This is a genomic window from Rhodoferax sp. TS-BS-61-7, assembly GCF_002943465.1.
GTDB lineage: Bacteria > Pseudomonadota > Gammaproteobacteria > Burkholderiales > Burkholderiaceae_C > Allorhodoferax.
The window spans coordinates 196182-212705 of sequence record NZ_PTQY01000006.1; the positions used below are offsets into that span (position 1 = coordinate 196182).

The following is a 16524-nucleotide window of genomic DNA, read 5'->3' on the forward strand; positions in this document are numbered from 1 at the left end:
GGGTTCCTGAGCAAGGCACGGCGAGCGTATGTGGTGATTAGTGCAGCGTGTCGTTGCCAGGGGAAGAGGCGTGCACCGGCTGGATGCGGAAAAAGCCGGTACCCGCGGTGCCGCGGCCAATTTCTTCTTCGGTCGCTTCACGCACCGACTCCACTTTCAGGCTGATGCGAATGGCAATGCCGGCCAGCGGGTGGTTGCCGTCCAGCACCACGTGTTCGGGGTAGATGTCGGTGATGGTGTATAGCGCGTCTTTGGGTGCGTTGGGGTTGCAGCCTTCGGGTAGCGCGTGGCCCTCCATGGTCAGGCCTTCTTGTAGCTCTGCCGGAAACAGCGCACGCGGCTCCAGAAACAGCAGTTGGTCGTTGAAGTCGCCAAACGCCTGTTCGGGTTCAATCTGCAGGTCCAACTTGGCGCCCGCCACGTGGCCTTGCAGGGCTGCTTCAATCGGGGGCAAGAGGTCGTTGCCACCCAATAAAAATTCCACGGGATCGTCCAAAACGTCCAGTTCCTCGCCCAAGGTATCTTTCAGCGTCCAGGTCAGGGCAACAACGCATTGTGGTGTGATTTCCATAGGAGAATTGTCCCATGAACATCCAAGAACCTCTGCAGCTGCTGGGCGGACTCTCGCCAAAAACCTTTATGCAACGCCACTGGCAGAAAAAACCACTGGTGATCCGGCAGGCGATTCCGGGCTTTGCACCGCTGCTGGACCGGGCTGAGTTGCTGGACCTGGCGGCGCAGGAGGAAGTGGAATCGCGGCTGGTGGTGCAGGCGTCTGCCAAGGGTGCCGCGGGTTGGCGTTTCAAACACGGCCCGTTTGCACGCAAGGCCTTGCCGCCTTTTAAGCAAGCTGGCTGGACCCTGCTGGTGCAGGGCGTGGACTTGCACGACGAACGCCTCCATGCCCTGATGAACCAGTTCCGTTTTGTGCCCGACGCCCGTCTAGACGATGTGATGATCAGTTATGCCACCGACGGTGGTGGTGTGGGCCCACACTTTGACAGCTATGACGTGTTTTTGCTGCAGGCCCATGGTCGTCGGCGCTGGCGCATTGGCCGCCAGAAGGACTTGAGCTTGCAGCCCGACATGCCGCTCAAAATCTTGGCCAATTTTGAACCCGAAGAAGAGTTTGTTTTGGAGCCGGGCGACATGCTGTATTTGCCGCCCAAGTACGCACACGACGGCATTGCCGATGGCGAGTGCATGACCTATTCGATTGGATTTCGTTCACCGGACCGTGCTGAGTTGGCGCAAGAGATCTTGCAGCGGCTGGCCGAGCAGGCGGTGGATGAACTGGGCCCTGGCCTGTACCGCGACCCCAAGCAGGATGCCGTGGACCTCAGCGCCGCAATGCCCCTAGCGCTGGTGGATTTTGCCCATACTGCTTTGCAGGATGCATTGAAAGACCCCAAAGCGATTGCCCGGGCGGTGGGGGAGTACCTGAGCGAGCCCAAAGCCAATGTCTGGTTTGATGGTGGCGAGCCCGAGGTGCACGGTGCAGTGCGATTGGACCGCAAGACCCGCATGCTGTACGACGCGGACCATGTGTTTATCAATGGTGAAAGTTTCAACGCGGGCGGCAAAGATGCCCAGCTCATGCAGGTCTTGGCGAATGCCCGCGGCCTGAGTGCCGTTCAGGTCAAGCGCTTGAGCGCAGGTGCACGTGCACTGATGGAAGACTGGTGCGCCGTGGGCTGGTTGCATCCCGATGACTGAGTCGCACCCGCCCTTGCCAGAGGGCAAATTCGAAGGGCTCACCGCATTTGCTCAGTTGGTGCGTGATGCATTGGCCTGTGCGGCACAGGAGGGGTGGTCGCAGATGGTGTGGAGCGACGCCAATTTTCTCGATTGGCCTCTGCGTGAGAAAGCGGTGGTCGAGTCGCTGCAGGCCTGGTCCCGCAGTGGGCGTCGCCTGGTGTTGCTGGCCCACCGTTTTGACGAGGTGCAGCGGCACCACGCACGCTTCGTGCAATGGCGCAATACTTGGGACCACTTGGTGGAGTGCCGTGTGTGCAAGCAGGTGGATGCCTCGGAATTTCCCTGTGCATTGTGGAGTCCGCACTGGGTGATGCGACGCCTGGATCTGGAGCGCAGCACGGGTGTTACAGGGTATGAGCCACAGCGCCGCGTGTTATTAAAAGAGGAGCTGGAAGAGTGCCGACGCCAGAGTTCGCCGGGGTTTCCGAGCACAATTTTGGGCCTCTAAACACTTTCAGAGGGTTTACCCGTACGCACTGTTTTGGGTCTTGTATAATTTTGAGCTCTGGGGAAAGAGATCGAATGCTTTTGCCAGTGCTGGGTGGCTTGCCACCTAGGCAATTTCCGGAAATTGTTTCGTTAACTCACTTTTGAACTTAAAAATGAACAAATCTCTCGTTTTGGCAGCTTTGATCGCTGCTGCTGCCCTGGCTGCTTGCGGTAAAAAAGAAGAAGCTCCTGCTGCTGCTCCCGCTGTTGAAGCTCCTGCTGCTGCTCCCGCACCAGCCGCTGCTCCTGCTGCTGAAGCTCCTGCTGCTGCCCCCGCAGCTGCTGCTTCCGAGCCAGCCAAGCAGTAATCTGCTTGCAGACGAAAAAAAACCACCGCGAGGTGGTTTTTTTTCGTCTGTACCGCGTGTGCGGTACCGGAAATCAACCGTTTACTTGATGTCGTCCGCCAGCACCTTGACGATGCGTTGCGCAATCGCCGAGGTTTCGGGTTGGCCATTGGTGTCCAGTACCAGTACGTTGGACAGCTCGCCCGTGCTGCGCACTGCGATCTGGTATTTGGTGGGTTCATTGCCCTTGCCCGAGCCACTGAACATTTTGCTGAAGAAGCCTGGCTCAGAGTTTTCGGACGTGGTGCTCACGTAGCGCACAAAGTAAATGCCTTGTTTGCGGTCACGGTCTTCCACGGTGAAGCCGGTGCGGTCCAGTGCCAGGCCCACGCGGCGCCATGCGCGGTCAAAACCCTCTTCCAGCTTCACAGCGGGCTGGCCATTCACGGTGGTTACGGCTGCCGTGGGTTTGGGCGCGCTGTTGGCCACCAGGGCTTTGGATTGCTCTTGCGAAACCCCGAGTTTGACCATCAGACGGCGCAGGAACTCTGCTTCCAGCTCAGGGTCGGCAGGGCGGGGTTGCCACATGGTCTGTTTTTCGCCCGTGTTCGCGGCACCAGAATTGGTGTAGACCTCAATCACGCCACGGTGGCTGATGAAAATTTCGGTGTTGCCATTGGCATCGCGCTCCAAGCGGGTGCGGAACTTGTCGCGCTCACCGGTGGAGTACAGCGAGTCCAGCAACTTGCCCAAGGCTGCGCGGATCGCATCTTGTGGAATCTTGGCGCGGTTCTCGGCCCAATCGGTTTCCATGATGCCCAAATTGCTCTGGTCCATCGCCAGCAAAAAGCCGTTCTCTTGCCAGAAGTCTTTTACAGGCTCCCACAGTTTATCGGCGGGGCGATTGACCACCAACCAGCGCTGGTTGCCCGCACGCTCAATGCGCACATCACCGACAGCCAGCGTGGCTAACTGCACTTTGCTGTTGGCGACCTGGTTGGCCTGGTAGCCAGATGCGGAAATCGCACCATCCACCACGGTGTAGCGTGTGTCTTTAGAGAGCTGCGTCAGGTCTGGCGGGATGTCCAGCGAAGGTGCTTTGCCGGTGGACCGGTAGTCCACCTTGTCCGTTTCCAGGGTACCGCATGCACCCAGGGCCAGGGTGATGCCAATCAAGACAGCTTTGGAGGTGAAATTCACAGAGGGTTCCAGTAGCGTAAAAGCTCAGATCAAACCGCAGGTCTTCAGCGCGCGTTCGAGCACGGGCTGGCTGGCTGCAGTCAATGGTGTCAGCGGCAGGCGCAGAGCCTGTTTGCTGTGGCCCATGCGGGCCACAGCCCACTTCACGGGGATGGGGTTGGATTCGACAAACAAGGCCTTGTGCAGGGGCAGCAGTTGCAGCTGAATCTCCATGGCGCGGGCCACATTACCCGCCATCGCGGCCACGCACAGCTCATGCATCAGGCGGGGCGCCACGTTGGCGGTCACGCTCACATTGCCATGGCCACCGCACAACATCAGGGCCACGGCGGTGGGGTCATCGCCCGAGTAGATGGAGAAGCCCTTGGGCGCTTCCTTGATCAGCCACTGCGCGCGTTCGATGTTGCCGGTGGCTTCCTTGATGCCGATGATGCCAGGCACTTCAGCCAGGCGCAGCACCGTGTCATGGGCCATATCGGCCACGGAGCGGCCAGGCACGTTGTACAGCACGATGGGCAGATCGCCAGCGGCTTCGGCAATCGCCTTGAAATGCAGGAACTGGCCTTCTTGCGTGGGCTTGTTGTAATAGGGCACAACCTGCAACTGGCAATCGGCGCCCACACCCTTGGCAAACTTGGCCAAGGCAATCGCTTCGCGGGTGGAGTTGCCACCGCAGCCGGCCATGATAGGTACACGGCCTGCGGCCTGTTCCACCGACACGCGGATGATTTCGCAATGCTCATCCACACTGACCGTGGGGGACTCGCCGGTGGTGCCCACCACACCGATGCAATCGGTGCCTTCGGCAATGTGCCAGTCAATCAGTTTGCGCAGCGCGGGGTAGTCCACGGAGCCGTCGTCGAGCATCGGAGTGATGAGGGCTACGATGCTGCCCCTGATTGGACCTTTGGAAGCGTTCATGTTGTATGGTGGGTTCGGTAAACAGGCATTTTAACTAGAGTGTGTGTCGGGTCGGCACACCCCCAGAGTCGGGGTGGGTAAAGCTACGCAAAGCGGCAATGCGCTGGACGAAGCGGGCTGGGTTCTCCAGGTACCCCTGTTCAAACGCCACTACATGCCAGCCGGTGCACACCGTCAGCAGTTCGCCAGGTTGCAGCAAAAAGTCAGGCCGGCTGGGCCGCCCCACGGTTTCGTTGCCGGCAGCAAAGGTCTCGTACAGGAGCAATCCACCTGGGGCCACGCTGTCCAGCAGCGTGGGGAACAAGGGGCGCCACAGGTAATTGGTCACCACCACGGCACCAAACTGCCGGGGTTTTGCGTTCTGCATCAGGGGCCAGAGCCCGTTTTCGATGTCGGCCGTGAACAGCGAGGCTGCAGGCACCTGCTGTGTGGCCAGCGTTGTGTCCCGGTCTATGCCTGTCACCGCGTGGCCGCGATTGGCAAACCACGCCAAGTGCCGGCCCGCGCCGCAGGCTACGTCCAATACGCTGGCGTCCGGGGGCAGGAGGTGGCTCCAGCGCTGTACCCAGGCAGAGGCTGCACCACTGCCGTGGGCTGTGAGGCCGGCGCTCATTGCGGTTTGACGTGGTCTTTGAGCGCTGCAAGTGCCATCTTTTCCACCACGCCGGGCAGCAGCAGCTTGAGGAAGCGGCCCAGCTTGCCTTTGGAGGTCATCACCACCTCGCGCTCGCGGCGGGCCATGCCGTCCAGAATCAGCCGTGCACATGCTTCCACGGTCATCGCGTTGTCTTCTTTCAAGCCGCTGGAACCGGCCGCATGGCCCGCAGCATTCAGCCCGCGGCTGCGGATATTGGTGAGTACGACACCAGGGTAGGCCGTGGTCACGCTCACGCCAGCGCCGCGTAATTCTGTTCGCAGGGCTTCAAAGAAACCTGCCATGGCGAATTTGGACGCGCTGTAGGCGGTGCGCCCCGGCACACCCACCAAACCGGCCAGCGAGGACACGGCCACGATATGGCCGCGGCTGGCCTTGAGGTGGGGCAGGGCGGCGTGGGTGCACCAGACGCTGCCCCACAGGTTGATACGCATGAGCTGTTCGTACCAGCCCAGGTCTTCGGCTTTCACGTCGCTGAACAGGGCTTGCGCCGAGATGCCTGCGTTGTTGATCAGTGCATCCACCCGGCCAAAACGCTGCACCGTCTGCTCCACCAGAGCGCGGCACTGGGCTTCCACCGACACATCGGTGGGCACCACCAGCACCTGAGCACCCAGCGCCGTGCACTGCTGGGCCACGACGTGCAGCAAGTCTGCATTGCGCGCCGCCAGTACCAAAGCTGTTTTGCCCCCGTGTTGGCGGGCCAGCTGGCGTGCCATTTCGGCGCCAATTCCGTCCGACGCGCCGGTGATGATGGTGGTGTTCAGGCTATCGGTCATGCGGTGTCCATCAAAAACAGGCCCAAACCTGGTTGGCCAGTTGCACCAAAAAATCGGGTTGGGTGTAGAGGTAAAACACGCCCAGCAGCGCCGCGGCTACGGTGCCCCAGAGGACCAGTCGGTGGCGGGTGGTCACGTCAGTGTGCCAGCGCGGTGCGCTGAATAGGCGCTTCACGCACCGGCAGGTTCACCAGTGCAGCCAGTACGCCCAGTGCAATGGCGATGTACCAGACGATGTCGTAGCTGCCGGTCTTGTCATACAGATAACCCCCCAGCCAGACGCCCATGAAAGAACCAATCTGGTGGCTGAAGAACACAAAACCGCCCAGCATGGACAGGTGGGCCACACCGAAAATCTGCGCCACCGTGGCATTGGTAGGCGGAATGGTGGACAGCCACAACAGGCCCATGACAGACGAAAACACGTAGACGCTGGCGGGCGACAAAGGCACCACCAAAAACACGCTGATGGCCACTGCCCGCGCCAGGTAAATGAAGGCGAGGATGTTTTTCTTGGCCATCTTCTGGCCCAGCACACCCGCGGCATAGGTGCCAAACACGTTAAACAGGCCAATCAGCGCCAGCGCGTAACTGGCCACCTGCGGTGAAAGGCCCTTGTCTTTGAGGTAGCTGGGCATGTGTACGCCGATGAAAACCACCTGGAAGCCGCATACAAAGTAACCCGCCATCAGTAGCTGGAAGCTGGGGTACTTGAAAGCCTCACGCAGCGCCTGCCCAATCGACTGCTCGCGCTGGGGCGCTGTGGCACCACCAAAACCAGGTTCGCGCAGGCCCCACGCCAGCGGAATCATCAGCAGCGCGGCGGCGCCCAGCACCACCAGCGCCTGCTGCCAGCCCAGGTTGCTGATCAAAAAGCCCTCGGTCGGCACCATCAAAAACTGTCCAAACGACCCAGCCGCCGCCGCCACGCCCATGGCCCAAGAGCGTTTGTCCAGCGACACATTGCGCCCGATCACGCCATAAATCACCGCATAGGTGGTACCCGCCTGCGCCATGCCAATCAGCACGCCGCTAGATAGAGAAAACAGCAGCGGCGTGTTGGCGTAGGCCATGCCGACCAGGCCCAGCGCGTACAACACCGCGCCGCCCACCACCACACGAAAGGCGCCAAAACGGTCTGCCACCATGCCGGCAAAAATGCCGGACAGGCCCCAGACCAGGTTCTGGATGGCGATGGCGAAGGCAAAGGTCTCACGTGTCCAACCCTGGGCTTGGGTAATCGGCTGCAGCCACAGGCCAAACCCGTGGCGGATGCCCATGGACAGGGTGACGATGGTGGCGCCGCAGGCCAGGATCTGGACGATGGAAAGCGGTTTGTGGGGCGAAGTCATCGCTGAAATGTAGCCCGTTTGCCAGGCCCCCGCTGCAGCGGCTGTGACAAACTCGGCGGCTCCCGGTCTTTGGGTTTCTGTATATGCATACAGTTATTTCCCCGGAGCCACACTACAATTCGCCCACTATGGCAGTGAAACCACCCCCCGAATATTCCGAATCGTCGATCCGCGTGCTCAAGGGCCTGGAGCCCGTCAAGCAGCGTCCGGGCATGTACACCCGCACCGACAACCCCCTGCACATCATCCAGGAAGTGCTGGACAACGCCGCCGACGAGGCGCTGGCCGGGCACGGCAAAAAGATCAAGGTCACCCTGCATGCCGATGGCTCGGTGGGCATCGAAGACGATGGCCGTGGCATCCCGTTTGGCATGCACCCTGAAGAAAACGCCCCGGTGATCGAGCTGGTGTTCACCCGCCTGCACGCGGGTGGCAAGTTCGACAAGGGCAAGGGCGGCGCCTACAGCTTCTCGGGTGGTCTGCACGGCGTGGGTGTGTCAGTGACCAACGCGCTGGGCAAGCGCCTGGAGGCCACCAGTTACCGCGAAGGCTCGGTGGCTCGCCTGGTGTTTGAGGGCGGTGATGTGACCGAGGCACTGGAGATCCGCAAGGCAGGCGAGGGCGACCGCAAGCAGGGCACCACCGTGCGCGTCTGGCCCGACCCCAAGTATTTCGAGTCCGCCGTGTTGCCCATGGGTGAGCTGACGCATCTGCTGCGCAGCAAGGCCGTGCTGATGCCTGGCGTGAGCGTGACGCTGGTGAATGAGAAGACCAAGGAAAGCCAGAACTGGCTCTACAAGGGTGGCCTCAAAGACTATTTGATGCAAACCCTGAATGGCGACCCTGTCATTCCGCTGTTCGACGGCGAAGGGTTTGCCGACAGCCAGAGCGACAACTTTGCCGAAGGCGAGGGCGCCAGCTGGTGTGTGGCCTTTACCGAAGAAGGTCAGCCTGTGCGCGAGAGTTATGTGAATTTGATCCCCACCAGCGCCGGCGGCACGCATGAGAGCGGATTGCGCGACGGCCTGTTCACCGCGGTGAAGAGTTTTATTGAGCTGCACAGCCTGCTTCCCAAGGGCGTGAAGCTGATGCCCGAAGACGTGTTTGCCCGCGCCAATTACGTCCTTTCAGCCAAGGTGCTGGACCCGCAGTTCCAGGGCCAGATCAAGGAGCGCCTGAATTCGCGCGATGCCGTGCGCCTGGTGAGCAGCTTTGTGCGCCCGACGCTGGAGCTGTGGCTTAACCAGCATGTGGACTACGGCAAAAAGCTGGCCGAACTGGCCATCAAGGCCGCGCAGACCCGGCAAAAGGCCGGTCAGAAGGTGGAGAAACGCAAGAGCTCCGGCGTGGCGGTGCTGCCCGGCAAACTGACCGACTGCGAAAGCCGCGACATTGCCTACAACGAGGTGTTCCTGGTCGAGGGCGACTCGGCCGGCGGCAGCGCCAAGATGGGCCGCGACAAAGAAAACCAGGCCATCCTGCCGCTGCGCGGCAAGGTGCTCAACACCTGGGAGGTGGACCGCGACCGCCTGTTTGCCAACAACGAAATCCACGACATCTCCGTCGCCATTGGTGTGGACCCCCACGGACCCAACGACACGCCGGACCTGTCCGGCCTGCGTTATGGCAAGGTCTGCATCCTGTCGGACGCGGATGTGGATGGCTCCCATATCCAGGTGCTGCTGCTCACGCTGTTCTTTCGCCACTTCCCCAAGCTGATCGAAACCGGCCACGTGTTTGTAGCCCGCCCCCCGTTGTTTCGGGTGGACGCGCCCGCACGTGGCAAAAAGCCCGCTTCCAAGGCTTATGCGCTGGACGAAGGCGAACTCACCGCCATCCTCGACAAGCTGCGCAAGGAAGGCGTGCGCGAAGGCGCCTGGTCCATCAGCCGCTTTAAAGGGCTGGGCGAGATGAATGCCGAGCAGCTGTGGGACACCACGCTGAACCCGGACACCCGCCGCCTGCTGCCGGTGGCGCTGGGTGCCATCGACTTTGGCGCGACCGAGGCGCTGATCACCAAGCTCATGGGTAAGGGCGAGGCCGCGGCCCGACGCGAGCTGATGGAGCTGCATGGCGATTCGGTGGAGATCGACGTCTGATTGCTATGAAAAAAATAGCTGCTTGCGCACTGTTGATGGGGGCTATGGCCTCATTTCATGCCCAGGCGGACGTTTGGGTGTGGGTAGACGAGCAGGGCCGGAGCTACTTTTCTGACCAGCAGGTGGACGCGCGCTACACCTTGTTTTACCGTGCACCGGCGCAGCCTGCCGTCCCAGGGGTCGCCGCGCCTGCGGCACCCGCAGCGCCCGGCGTGAATCCCAAGCTGGCCCAGTTTTTCGAGTCCTCGCCGCGCTATCGCAAGATCCAGCCCCTGCTCAAGGACGCCGCCGCACGCTACCGGGTGGACTACGAACTTTTGCAGGCCCTGGTGGCCGCCGAATCAGGGTTTGACACCGCCGCCGTGTCGCCCAAAGGTGCCATCGGCCTCATGCAGGTGATGCCCGATACCGCACGCCGTTTTGGCGTGGACAGCGACCGCTGGCTGTCCGTCGAGGCCAAGCTGGCTGACCCCAAAACCAATATCAACCTGGGCACGCGTTACCTGCGCCTGCTCATCGATATGTTCCCTGGCAAGCTGGACCTGGCGCTGGCCTCGTACAACGCGGGCGAGGGCGCGGTGCAGCGCGCAGGCAACAAAGTGCCCAATTTCAAGGAAACCCAAAACTACGTGGCCACGGTGAGTGAGTTGTATGCCGCGCTCAAACCCGTGCCCGTGGCCCAGGTGAACAAGACGCCCGGTGGCCGGGTGAGAGCCACCTATGGCGAAGGCTACGTGCTGGCCGGCGCCCGTGACCCCTATATTTTGAAAGCGCCGGGCGCTGCACAGGGCGTGGCCCTGGGTGGTGGTGCTGGCCGCGGCAACATGGTGGCGCCCCTGCAGGGCCTGCCGGTGCCGGATACCCCGATTGCTGTTGATTAAGAAACATGACTGACCAAACCACGCTTGATTTGATCCCCGAACCCGCCGCTCCCGGCGATGACAGCGAACTGAACCTGGCCACCTACGCCCAGCGCGCCTACCTCGAATACGCGCTCTCCGTCGTCAAGGGCCGCGCACTCCCCGATGTGTGCGATGGTTTGAAGCCCGTGCAGCGCCGCATTCTGTACAGCATGTCGCGCATGGGCCTGGGCTTTGGCGGGGCCAATGGCAACGCCGGTGCCAAGCCGGTCAAAAGCGCACGCGTGGTCGGCGATGTGCTGGGCCGCTTTCACCCGCACGGCGACCAGTCCGCCTATGACGCGCTGGTGCGCATGGCGCAAGATTTCTCTCAGCGCTATCCGTTGGTGGATGGCCAAGGCAACTTCGGCAGCCGTGATGGCGACGGCGCCGCGGCCATGCGTTACACCGAAGCGCGCCTGGCTAAGATCACCACGCTGTTGCTCGAAGAAATCGACCAGGGCACGGTGGACTTCCAGCCCAACTACGACGGATCGACGGAAGAACCCTGCCAACTGCCGGCGCGCCTGCCATTCAGTTTGCTCAACGGCGCCAGCGGCATTGCCGTGGGCCTGGCCACCGAAATCCCCAGCCACAACCTGCGTGAAATTGCCGACGCCTGCGTCGCCTTAATCAAAACGCCCGCGCTGGCGGACGCCGAGCTGTACACGCTGATCCCCGGTCCCGACTTTCCCGGTGGCGGACAGATCATCAGCCCGGCGCAAGACATTGCCGATGCCTACCGCACCGGCCGTGGTTCGCTCAAGGTGCGTGCACGCTGGAAGATTGAAGACCTGGCGCGCGGCCAGTGGCAACTTGTGGTGACGGAGCTGCCGCCCGGTGTCAGCAGCCAGCGTGTGCTGGAAGAAATCGAAGAGCTGACCAACCCCAAGGTCAAGGCCGGCAAGAAGGCGCTGAGCCAAGAGCAAACGCAGCTCAAGGCCAGCATTCTGAGCGTGCTGGACGTGGTGCGTGACGAATCGAACAAGGACGCGATGGTGCGCCTGGTGTTCGAGCCCAAGACCAGCCGTATCGAACAACAAGAGTTGATCACCGCGCTGTTGGCGCACACCAGCCTGGAAACCTCGTCACCCATCAACCTGACCATGGTGGGGCTGGATGGACGGCCCACGCAGAAGTCGCTGCGCCAGATGCTGACGGAGTGGATCAGCTTCCGCCAGACCACCATCGAGAAGCGCAGCCGCCACCGCCTAAACAAGGTGCTGGACCGCATCCATATTCTGGAAGGCCGTCAGACTGTTCTGCTGAACATCGACGAAGTCATTGCCATCATCCGCCAGTCGGACGAGCCCAAGGCGGCGCTGATCGAACGCTTCAAACTCTCCGACCGGCAGGCCGAAGACATTCTCGAAATCCGCCTGCGCCAACTCGCGCGGCTGGAAGCCATCAAGATCGAGCAGGAGCTGTCTGAGCTGCGCACCGAGCAGGGCAAGCTGGAAGAAATTTTGGGCAGCCCCGCTGCACTGCGCCGGCTGATGATCAAGGAGATCGAAGCCGACGCCAAAACCTTTGCCGACGCGCGCCGCACGCTCATCCAGACCGAGAAAAAGGCTGTACTTGAGATCAAGGTGGTGGACGAACCCGTGACCGTGGTGATCTCTGAAAAAGGCTGGGTGCGTGCCCGCACCGGCCATGGCCACGAGGCGTCCACCTTCGCCTTCAAGGCGGGGGATGGCCTGTACGGCACGTTTGAATGCCGCAGTGTGGACACGCTCTTGGTGTTCGGCTCCAACGGACGCATCTATTCGGTGGCCGTGTCGCTGCTGCCGGGCGGCCGCGGCGATGGCCAGCCGGTCACCACGCTGATCGAACTGGAAAGTGGCACGCAAATCCTGCATTACTTTGCCGGCCCAGCCGCAGCCACGCTGCTGCTGTCCAGCTCGGGTGGCTACGGTTTCATTGCCAGCGTGGACAACATGATTTCGCGCCAGAAGGCCGGCAAGGCCTTTGTGGGCGTGGGCGAGGGCGAAACCCTGTGCGCGCCATCGCTAGTGGCTGGTGCACAAGGCAAGGTCACCGTGGCCGGTACCGCTGCCGCCGTGGTGGCGCCTGCCACCCATGTGGCCTGCGCATCCACGCTGGGCCGCATCCTCACGTTCGAGATCACCGAGCTCAAGACCATGGAGAAGGGCGGCCGCGGCCTGATGCTGATCGACCTGGAAGCCAAGGACACCCTGGCTGGCGCTGCGGCCTACACGCGCAGCATCCGCATCGCCGGCATTGGTCGTGGTGGCAAGGAGCGCGACGAGACCCTGGAAATCCGCAGCCTGAACAATGCGCGCGCCGCGCGCGGTCGCAAGGGCAAGGCGGCAGACCTGGGCTTCAAGCCCTCCGGCATAACGCGGGTGGAGTGAAATGAAGTTGCGCGAATGCTCCTGATTTAGGAGCTATTCGCGCATATTCCACGGGGGGCTAGAGGCTAGTTTGGCTTGTAAGTAAGCTGCAGTAGCCCGTAGCCTAAGCGGTGGTTACTTGCGCGCCTTGCGCGTATTCATCCAGTGGTCCAATGACACCGCCAGCAGCAGGATGCCGCCCTTGATGACGTCCTGCCAGTACACCGATACGTCCAACAGAATCAGCGAGCTGGTGACCACGGACAGCAACGCCAGACCCAGCACGGCGCCGTAGATGGTGCCCGAGCCGCCCTTGAGGCTGGCGCCGCCAATCACCGCCGCGGCGATCACGTTCAGCTCCATGCCCACACCGAAGGTGGGCGTGGCGGCGCCGAAGCGCGCCGTGTAGATGACACCGGCAATGCCCGACATGGTGGCACAAAACACGGTGACCCAGAGCTTCACGCGGTTGACGTTGATGCCCGCGTACATGGCTGCGCGTTCATTGCTGCCGGTGTAAAACACCTTGCGGAACAGGGTGGACTTGCGCAGCACAAAGTCGCTGATGATGACAATCGCCGCAAAGATCAGGATCACGATGGGCACGCCACCCACGGTGCCTTGCCCAATCGCCTTGAATTCGGGCGGCAGGGCAAACAGCGACTGGGGTGTACCCTGTGTGATAGCCAGACTCAGGCCACGCGCGATAACCATAAAGGCCAGGGATGCAATGAAGTGGCTCAGGCCAATCTTAGTGACACACAGGCCCATACACAGGCCGATGAACGCGCTGGCTGCAATGGCAATCAGGCTGGCCGACCAGGGGTCCAGGCCCATCAGAAAGAGTGCGCCAACAATCACCATGGCCAGGCAGACGACCGAGCCGACTGCCAGGTCGATCCCCCCCACGATCAGCAGCACCGTCATGCCAACGACCACAATGCCTTCGATGGCAAAGGAGAGCAGCATGGCGCGAATGTTTTCCCAGGTGAGGAAGAATTCGGATGCAAACGACATGGCGATGCACAGCGCCGTAATGATGACGATCAATCCCGCTTCACGGAGATTGCTGGTTTTCAATTTCATTGTTCTGATTCCTGTTTCAATCCGGATGCCATGCGCAAAATCGATTCTTCGGTGGTTGCTTCTGCGCGCAGTTCGCCCGCGACACTTCCATTGCGGATCACGATGGTTCTGTCACACAAGCCAATGATTTCGGGGAGTTCGGACGAGATCACGACCACACCCACACCCTCGTTACACAGCTGCCGGAGCACCTGGTGGATCTCGGCCTTGGCGCCCACGTCGACACCTCGGGTTGGCTCATCCATAAAGACAATTTTTGGGTTGGTGGCCAGCAGTTTGGCAATGGCCACTTTCTGCTGGTTGCCACCCGACAGGCTGTCGGCATTGGCGGCCACACTGCTGGCCTTGAGCTTTAATTTCTGTCCCAGCCTTTGGGCCTGCTCGGTTTCTTTGGCCGGGTCGACCGTGAAGAATTTGGACTGAACCCGGGCCAACGCCATGGAGGCGATGTTGGACTGGATCGGCAGTTCGAGGAACACGCCTTCAGACTTGCGGTCTTCGCTCAGGTAGGCAATGCCATGGGCCAACGCCTTTTGGTAGGTGCGGGTGTCCACGGGGGCGCCGTTCATGGTCACCGTGCCGCCGCATTGGGGCGTGATGCCGCAGATCACCTTGGCAATCTCGGACCGACCGGCCCCCATGAGGCCTGCGATGCCCAGAATTTCGCCGGGCATGATTTGCAGCGACACCGCATGGACGCGGTCTGCGTCGCTGATAGAGGTGACTTCCAGCAAGGGCCGTGTGCCTATGGTCTGGGATTTCTCCGGGTAATAGGCGCCCAGTTCGCGGCCCACCATTTTCTTGATGAGCTCGTCTGCGGTGGTGTCCTGGATCTTGCCGGTGAACACACTGGCGCCATCGCGCAGCACGGTCACATGCGAGCAGTGCTCAAAGATCTCCGCCATGCGGTGGCTGATGTAGATGATGCCTATGCCCGCATTGGCGAGTTCGTGCAGGATTTTGAACAGCGATTCGGACTCCACCTCTGTGAGTGCGGCGGTGGGTTCGTCCAGGATGAGGATCTTGCAGTCCAGCGCCAGCGCCTTGGCAATCTCCACCAGCTGCTGGTTGGACAGGCTCAAATTCTCCACCAGGGTGGCCGTGTCAATGTCCTTGCCCAGGCGCTGGATGATCTGCTGGGCCCGTACTTGCAGCGCTGCGTAGTCCATCAACAGCCGCTTGGACTGGTTGACTTCGCACATGAAAATATTCTCGGCTACCGTGGCGCATCCGCAGAGGGATATCTCCTGGTGCACGAGGGAGATTCCGAGCTCGGCTGCGTGCCCGGGATCCTTGATGCGTATGGGACTCCCCTCCATCAGGAGCTGTCCCGCATCGGGTTGCAGAATGCCGTCGATGACCTTCATCAAGGTAGATTTGCCTGCGCCGTTCTCGCCGCAGACTGCGTGGATTTGTCCTTTTTCGAGTGAAAAATCAATCCCCGCAAGTGCATGGGTTGCACCAAATGATTTCTTGATTCCACGTAATTCGAGCAGCATCCTCAATCCTTACTCGTTAATGCCTTTGGTACCGCGGCGGGTCAGGTACTTGTCCCAGTAGAAGTCGTCCGCATTGGCCTTGCTGACCACCGACAAGCCGTTGTCCAGGAAGGGCACCGACATGGGGTTGTTACCCGCCCGCTTGGCGTCGTTCATGGGGTCAATCAGCGCTGTGTTTTTCGCCATGAAAAGCAGCATCATGCCCGCGAAACCTTGCATGCCCTGGTTGGGGTTGATGGAGCCGAACACGTCGCCCGACTTGATCATGTCCAGGATCTTGGCGTTCACGTCGCAGCACATCACCTTGATGTCTTTTTTGGACTCCACCTTGGCCTGCGCCGCACCCAGAGCGGTGTTGGCTTCGGGCATGAACAGGGCGCCCAGGTTGGGGTTGGCCTGAATCAGGCTCAGCGTGGCCTGGTAAGCCTTGTTGGCATCCTGGTTGGTGGCCGCACGTCCTACCAGCTTCATGTTGGGGTACTTGGCCTTCATGCGGTCCACAAAGGCGGAGATGCGGCGGTCGTGGTTGTCCTGGCCGGGGTTTTCCAGCACGGCGTATTCACCTTTGCCGCCCATGGCCGTGGCAATGGCGTCGGCCGCTGCAGCGCCTTCGCGGAAGTTGTCCGAGGTGACAAACGACACACGTTTGGAGTTGGGGGAGTCGGCGGCAAATGTCACCACCGGAATGCCCATGGCGGCTGCGCGGGCGATGGGTTCAATGAACGGATCGGGGTTCATGGGGTGCAAAAAGATGCCGGCAGGCTTGCGTGCGAGCTGTTGCTCAAACGATGCCAACTGCTTGTTCACGTCGTATTCGGGCGTGCCCGAGTAGCGTGTTTTGACGCCCAGCGATTTGCCCAAGGACTTGAACATTTCGTACACGGGGAACCAATATTCCACCCCGCTCACCATCACGTTCATCACGTAGGTGTCATTGGGGTTGCCACGCAGGCCAACGGCATTTGCAGTCTGTGCAAACGCGCCCAAAGATGCCATTCCGGCACCTGCAGCCGCAGCTGTCTTTAGAAAATCACGCCTCATTTCGACTCCTTCATTGCTTTTGGAAAGTTGCTTGTCTGGTCAGCTCGATGACATGAAACAGGGTTTTGTTGTCATGACAGGATTGACTGTAGTTCACAAAAAATG

General features: G+C 61.0%; 16 protein-coding genes. 5 read left to right on the top strand and 11 right to left on the bottom strand.

Annotated elements, in window-relative coordinates; translation table 11 throughout:
* Positions 1–37 precede the first annotated feature (37 nt).
* Positions 38–571, bottom strand: coding sequence for a peptidylprolyl isomerase (locus tag C5F53_RS16375; protein WP_105262462.1), 534 nt, complete (start codon positions 569–571; stop codon positions 38–40).
* 14 nt (positions 572–585) lie between these two features.
* Between C5F53_RS16375 and C5F53_RS16380 the strand changes: the two genes are divergently transcribed.
* A complete protein-coding gene (locus C5F53_RS16380; RefSeq protein ID WP_105262463.1) occupies positions 586–1716 on the top strand; it encodes a cupin domain-containing protein in 1131 nt (376 codons plus the stop codon).
* Complete coding sequence (locus C5F53_RS16385) at positions 1709–2206, top strand: hypothetical protein (protein ID WP_105262464.1); 498 nt, start codon at positions 1709–1711, stop codon at positions 2204–2206. The genes C5F53_RS16380 and C5F53_RS16385 overlap by 8 nt, the downstream gene beginning before the upstream one ends.
* A gap of 105 nt (positions 2207–2311) precedes the next feature.
* Here the strand turns inward: C5F53_RS16385 and C5F53_RS20365 are convergent, their stop codons facing one another.
* Genes C5F53_RS20365 through C5F53_RS16415 form a run of 7 tightly spaced genes read right to left on the bottom strand, consistent with a single transcriptional unit; the run spans position 2312 to position 7441 of the window.
* On the bottom strand, positions 2312–2632 hold the full coding sequence (locus C5F53_RS20365; protein ID WP_201740876.1) for a hypothetical protein: 321 nt from the start codon (positions 2630–2632) through the stop codon (positions 2312–2314).
* 4 nt (positions 2633–2636) lie between these two features.
* Positions 2637–3734 carry an outer membrane protein assembly factor BamC gene (gene bamC / locus C5F53_RS16395; protein ID WP_105262466.1) on the bottom strand — a complete coding sequence of 366 codons (1098 nt, stop codon included), beginning with the start codon at positions 3732–3734 and terminating at the stop codon, positions 2637–2639.
* A 24-nt stretch (positions 3735–3758) separates the two neighbouring features.
* Positions 3759–4655, bottom strand: a complete 897-nt coding sequence (dapA, locus tag C5F53_RS16400; protein ID WP_105262467.1) for a 4-hydroxy-tetrahydrodipicolinate synthase — start codon at positions 4653–4655, stop codon at positions 3759–3761.
* A 34-nt stretch (positions 4656–4689) separates the two neighbouring features.
* Complete coding sequence (locus C5F53_RS16405) at positions 4690–5268, bottom strand: bifunctional 2-polyprenyl-6-hydroxyphenol methylase/3-demethylubiquinol 3-O-methyltransferase UbiG (RefSeq protein WP_105262468.1); 579 nt, start codon at positions 5266–5268, stop codon at positions 4690–4692.
* Positions 5265–6077, bottom strand: coding sequence for an SDR family oxidoreductase (locus C5F53_RS16410; RefSeq protein ID WP_105262519.1), 813 nt, complete (start codon positions 6075–6077; stop codon positions 5265–5267). Before C5F53_RS16410 ends, C5F53_RS16405 begins: the two co-directional genes overlap by 4 nt.
* A 22-nt stretch (positions 6078–6099) precedes the next feature.
* The gene (locus tag C5F53_RS20635) at positions 6100–6225 is read right to left on the bottom strand and encodes a hypothetical protein (protein ID WP_255413718.1); all 126 of its coding nucleotides are present in this window, start codon (positions 6223–6225) and stop codon (positions 6100–6102) included.
* Between the two features lies 1 nt (position 6226).
* Positions 6227–7441 (bottom strand): MFS transporter, encoded by a 1215-nt coding sequence (locus tag C5F53_RS16415; RefSeq protein ID WP_105262469.1) that lies wholly within the window; start codon positions 7439–7441, stop codon positions 6227–6229.
* 128 nt (positions 7442–7569) lie between these two features.
* On the opposite strand from C5F53_RS16415, the gene C5F53_RS16420 reads away from it, so the two are divergent.
* From C5F53_RS16420 to parC, 3 genes are read left to right on the top strand one after another with little or no spacing between them, the layout of a single operon-like run.
* Positions 7570–9540 (top strand): DNA topoisomerase IV subunit B, encoded by a 1971-nt coding sequence (locus C5F53_RS16420; protein WP_105262470.1) that lies wholly within the window; start codon positions 7570–7572, stop codon positions 9538–9540.
* A gap of 44 nt (positions 9541–9584) precedes the next feature.
* On the top strand, positions 9585–10421 hold the full coding sequence (locus C5F53_RS16425; RefSeq protein WP_105262471.1) for a lytic transglycosylase domain-containing protein: 837 nt from the start codon (positions 9585–9587) through the stop codon (positions 10419–10421).
* 5 nt (positions 10422–10426) lie between these two features.
* The gene (parC, locus tag C5F53_RS16430; protein WP_105262472.1) at positions 10427–12814 is read left to right on the top strand and encodes a DNA topoisomerase IV subunit A; all 2388 of its coding nucleotides are present in this window, start codon (positions 10427–10429) and stop codon (positions 12812–12814) included.
* Positions 12815–12928: 114 nt separating this feature from the next.
* Here the strand turns inward: parC and C5F53_RS16435 are convergent, their stop codons facing one another.
* From C5F53_RS16435 to C5F53_RS16445, 3 genes are read right to left on the bottom strand one after another with little or no spacing between them, the layout of a single operon-like run.
* Positions 12929–13879: an ABC transporter permease gene (locus tag C5F53_RS16435; RefSeq protein ID WP_105262473.1), complete on the bottom strand. Its 951-nt coding sequence runs from the start codon at positions 13877–13879 to the stop codon at positions 12929–12931.
* Positions 13876–15378: a sugar ABC transporter ATP-binding protein gene (locus C5F53_RS16440; RefSeq protein ID WP_105262474.1), complete on the bottom strand. Its 1503-nt coding sequence runs from the start codon at positions 15376–15378 to the stop codon at positions 13876–13878. The genes C5F53_RS16435 and C5F53_RS16440 overlap by 4 nt, the downstream gene beginning before the upstream one ends.
* A gap of 9 nt (positions 15379–15387) precedes the next feature.
* The gene (locus C5F53_RS16445; protein WP_105262475.1) at positions 15388–16419 is read right to left on the bottom strand and encodes a substrate-binding domain-containing protein; all 1032 of its coding nucleotides are present in this window, start codon (positions 16417–16419) and stop codon (positions 15388–15390) included.
* Between the last annotated feature and the right edge of the window lie 105 nt (positions 16420–16524).

Bases quoted from the DNA above. Each gene is read 5' to 3' on its own strand.
- C5F53_RS16380 (WP_105262463.1), top strand. From the start codon at position 586: ATGAACATCCAAGAACCTCTGCAGCTGCTGGGCGGACTCTCGCCAAAA.
- C5F53_RS16425 (WP_105262471.1), top strand. From the start codon at position 9,585: ATGGCCTCATTTCATGCCCAGGCGGACGTTTGGGTGTGGGTAGACGAG.
- parC (WP_105262472.1), top strand. From the start codon at position 10,427: ATGACTGACCAAACCACGCTTGATTTGATCCCCGAACCCGCCGCTCCC.
- C5F53_RS16385 (WP_105262464.1), top strand. From the start codon at position 1,709: ATGACTGAGTCGCACCCGCCCTTGCCAGAGGGCAAATTCGAAGGGCTC.
- C5F53_RS16375 (WP_105262462.1), bottom strand. From the start codon at position 571: ATGGAAATCACACCACAATGCGTTGTTGCCCTGACCTGGACGCTGAAA.
- C5F53_RS16415 (WP_105262469.1), bottom strand. From the start codon at position 7,441: ATGACTTCGCCCCACAAACCGCTTTCCATCGTCCAGATCCTGGCCTGC.
- C5F53_RS16435 (WP_105262473.1), bottom strand. From the start codon at position 13,879: ATGAAATTGAAAACCAGCAATCTCCGTGAAGCGGGATTGATCGTCATC.
- C5F53_RS16405 (WP_105262468.1), bottom strand. From the start codon at position 5,268: ATGAGCGCCGGCCTCACAGCCCACGGCAGTGGTGCAGCCTCTGCCTGG.
- C5F53_RS16445 (WP_105262475.1), bottom strand. From the start codon at position 16,419: ATGAGGCGTGATTTTCTAAAGACAGCTGCGGCTGCAGGTGCCGGAATG.
- C5F53_RS16440 (WP_105262474.1), bottom strand. From the start codon at position 15,378: ATGCTGCTCGAATTACGTGGAATCAAGAAATCATTTGGTGCAACCCAT.
- dapA (WP_105262467.1), bottom strand. From the start codon at position 4,655: ATGAACGCTTCCAAAGGTCCAATCAGGGGCAGCATCGTAGCCCTCATC.
- C5F53_RS16420 (WP_105262470.1), top strand. From the start codon at position 7,570: ATGGCAGTGAAACCACCCCCCGAATATTCCGAATCGTCGATCCGCGTG.